This is a genomic window from Oleiphilus sp. HI0043 (assembly GCF_001634935.1).
Window position 1 is genome coordinate 1 of record NZ_LWEY01000965.1, and the last position, 534, is coordinate 534.

1 protein-coding gene is annotated in these 534 nt (G+C 46.8%); it reads right to left on the minus strand.

What is annotated here, in order from left to right; all coding sequences use genetic code 11:
- The coding region (gene holA / locus A3729_RS10545) for a DNA polymerase III subunit delta (protein WP_068633796.1) at window positions 1–534 on the minus strand (534 nt) is incomplete at both ends.

A 534-nucleotide genomic window follows, 5' to 3' on the forward strand; every position in this document is an offset into this window, starting at 1 on the left:
ATAGCTTTTGAGGGCTGTGCTTTTGTGCGGCGGCAGACAGACCTGCCTGGCGTTTTTGAATGATACGATGTTGTTTGAATAATGCCGGCAATGGCTGACCTTTGCTCAGGGCATGAGACAAATTCAGTAGTAAGCGAATCTCTTTACTTAAAGCCCACAAGACAAAGGTGACTTCTACGCCTTCAAGGCGAAGGTGGGAGATGATTTTTGCGCTTTGCTTGGCCTTTCCGGTCAAACAGGCGTCGGTAAGGTTAAAGACATCGTAGCGAGAAGCATCTGAAACACTTTCCAACACATCTTCAGTAGAAATTTCGACACTGCTGTCAGGGTGAAGAAGCTTAAGCTTCTCAAGCTCCTGTTGTGCAGCGAGTAAGTTGCCTTCTAATCTATCAGACAAAAGTGAAACGGCGTCACGAGCTAAGTTCAAGCCCATTTTATTGGCTCGTTGAGCTATCCAACGCGGCATCTCGTGTAGATTGATTGGCCATATTTGAATGATGGCACCAGTCTGATCAAGTCGGCTACACCACTTGC